This window comes from Novipirellula sp., assembly GCF_041583735.1.
In the GTDB taxonomy this organism is placed as follows: Bacteria; Planctomycetota; Planctomycetia; order Pirellulales; family Pirellulaceae; genus Novipirellula.
Genome location: NZ_JBFHFD010000972.1, coordinates 1 through 2,157, shown reverse-complemented (window position 1 = coordinate 2,157; position 2,157 = coordinate 1). Strand labels below are relative to the sequence as shown.

General features: G+C 57.9%; 1 protein-coding gene. It reads right to left on the bottom strand.

Annotated elements, in window-relative coordinates:
• Window positions 1-214 precede the first annotated feature (214 nt).
• Entirely contained in the window at window positions 215-1,528 is a 1,314-nt protein-coding gene (gene ltrA, locus ABX962_RS35165) for a group II intron reverse transcriptase/maturase (RefSeq protein WP_372726316.1), read from the bottom strand.
• Between the last annotated feature and the right edge of the window lie 629 nt (window positions 1,529-2,157).

The following is a 2,157-nucleotide window of genomic DNA, read 5'->3' as shown; positions in this document are numbered from 1 at the left end:
CCGAATGACCACAAAGTAGGTGGCATTGGGCGCGAGCCTACGGGCCCCCACCCTCCCGGTAGCAGACGGCGGCCGTGGCGAGACGGGGATGGCAGAATGATGGGATGGCAGAATCATATTGATTCCGCGACCTGAGCGGTCAGAACATGATTATCGCGGTAGGGACCGCCGTTGCCGGCGGCCCCCCGCACAGATCCGTACTCGAAGAATTACCTCATACGGCTCCTGCCTCAAGTCGGGCGCGGTGGCGTTCACTCGGGTAGGGATGCTGGATTTGGAGCTTAGGATAATGCACGGTCGTCAGACGACGCATGCGTTCCCAAGTCCATTTGCTGCGTTGACTACGCCGACAAAGTTGACGTAGCCAGAGCTTGGTGAGGGCGTCGCGGAACTGCCGAAGACGGGGCATGTTTCCGGGAACGGCATAGTAATTCTGCCAGCCGCGGAGGACCCGTTCGAGCCACCTCCCGATCGACCCGATTGGCCAATGTCGTCGCTCGATCAACTTCTGCTGCAAAGCCGCAAGTGTCCCACGCATCCGTTTGGCTATCGTTTCGCGGTGGATCGTGAACCAGCCATTGCGGCGAGTCGTCCCACAGCGATGCGTGAAGCCGAGAAAGTCGAACGTTTCCGGTCGACCCTCCCCACGGTTGCCTCGACGTTCTGCGGCGTAGCGACCGAATTCAATCAGTCGAGTCTTGCCAGCGTGGAGCTTCAGGCCAAACTTGCCGAAACGGTCATGGAGGGACTCCAGACAGACTTCGGCGTCATGTTTGTGCTGAAAACCAATCACGAAGTCGTCCGCATAACGGACCACCACGATCTCGCCCCGTCCACTTTGACTGCGCCACCACTGTATCCAAAGGTCGAAGACATAGTGCAAATACACGTTGGCAAGGAGTGGTGAAATCACCGCGCCTTGGGGTGTACCTGCCAGCGTCTCGGACCACTCTCCCTCTTCGCTGATCCCGGCCCGAAGCCATTTCCGGATCAGACGAAGCATTCTGTTGTCGCCGATGCGATGCTCAAGGAATTTGATCAACCACTCGTGGTCGATCGTGTCGAAGAAACCTTCGACATCGGCGTCAAGAACCCAATTCACCTTCTTGCTGGTCAGAGCCACACTCAGCGCATCGAGCGCCGCGTGCTGGCTCTGGCCTGGCCGGTAGCCGTAACTGAAACCGAGAAAGTCCTGCTCGTAGATCGACTGCAGCACCCAAACGACCGCTTGCTGGACGATTTTATCCTCCAGCGATGCGATCCCGATCGGTCGCTGACGACCATCCGGCTTGGGGATGTAGATTCTCTTCGATGGCTTGGCTCGGTAAGCCCCCCGGTGAATGCGACCGTGCAGATCGGTGATTCGATCGTCCAGGTCGTCTTGATATTCTTGCCATGTCACCCCATCGATTCCCGTAGCCGCGTCCTTCTTCAGGTCGAAGTAGGCCTCGCGGAGGAGGGATTCATTGACGTGATGCAGCAAGGATGTGAACTTCAGCTCGCGTTGATTGCGAGCTGTTTCGCGCACGCCTGCCAACCCGAGTGACCTTCGTCGTTTCCGCTTCGGAGCGCGGTCGAGGTCGGGTTGATCGGCGTTTCTCTCGGCTGGGTCCCTTTCCTCGACAGACTCCGCAGCTGGATCAGTTCCAGCCTTGTTCGTCTGCGTCGACGGTACTACGGCCCCATCAGACTTCCCAGCAGCGTTCATGTCAGCCTTACCCTCGGAAAGGTTCGCTGACCGTCCTTGTGGTCGCCCGTGGGCGGACCAAGGAACTGTTGGGATCTCCCGGTTCTCGCGTTTGGAATGTCTACACATGCACAGGTTCTCAGACTCCGCCGTGTTCCGTTGCATCTCGCCAAGAATAACGATGCACCGGATGTTGTCTTCCCCATGGGCAGACAAGGTCGACACACGAAACTACATTGATTTCGGAGCTCAATAGCTGGCCTGCGTTTCCCTCCGGGGCGGACGCTCAGCACGACGTTGTTACCGCGGTCGCACCTCCGCTGGAGGCCGAAATGGTAGGCTAAACCTTTTTCGTAGAACACTTTCAATTCCTATTCCAAACCGGTTTTATCCCGGCGCACCTGCCACCCATCATTCTGCCACCACCAGCGGTTTGCTAAACTCTCCTCATGCCCAAAACACATGCGTTT